Below are 463 nucleotides of genomic sequence, written 5' to 3' on the forward strand. Positions count from 1 at the left end.
GCGCCTGGCCGGAGTTCATTCGGCTGGCGGATATGCTCGAGGAAGCCGGCGCGCCGGTTCAACCGCTGTTGGCCGGATGCGTGTGTTGGCATCCGCGAGCAGGCGGCATGACGATGCCGGGTGAATTGGCAGTTTATAGGCGATTGGTGGCGCTATAACGAACGGCAGTTCCGGTGTGCAAACTTCAAGATCGCTCGATCAGTGAATTCAGAGTAACTCGTGTCGCTGCCATCTGAATTCTTTGAAATGTCTTCGTGCGCGATTTGGTGGGCGACAGCCCAGATTACCCCCAACTTGAAGTCGATGCTTGGACCATCATGCATGCGGAGATAGAAGTTAAAAGAACCATACTTGGTCACCTCAGAATCGGCGATCTTCCCGTCAGCGTAGGCTTGTAGAAAAGCTGTTCCTTGATCGTACGCTATTTTGAATAGACGATCCTCCTCGTCGCGGAATCCTGCAC

General features: G+C 54.0%; 1 protein-coding gene. It reads right to left on the reverse strand.

The genetic code is table 11. From position 1 onward, the window contains the following. Positions 1-152: 152 nt before the first annotated feature. A partial coding sequence (locus tag EN780_RS40120) for a hypothetical protein (RefSeq protein ID WP_210215142.1) occupies positions 153-463 on the reverse strand: 311 nt, incomplete at its 5' end.

The organism is Mesorhizobium sp. M4B.F.Ca.ET.089.01.1.1, assembly GCF_004022605.1.
Classification (GTDB): Bacteria; Pseudomonadota; Alphaproteobacteria; order Rhizobiales; family Rhizobiaceae; genus Mesorhizobium; species Mesorhizobium abyssinicae.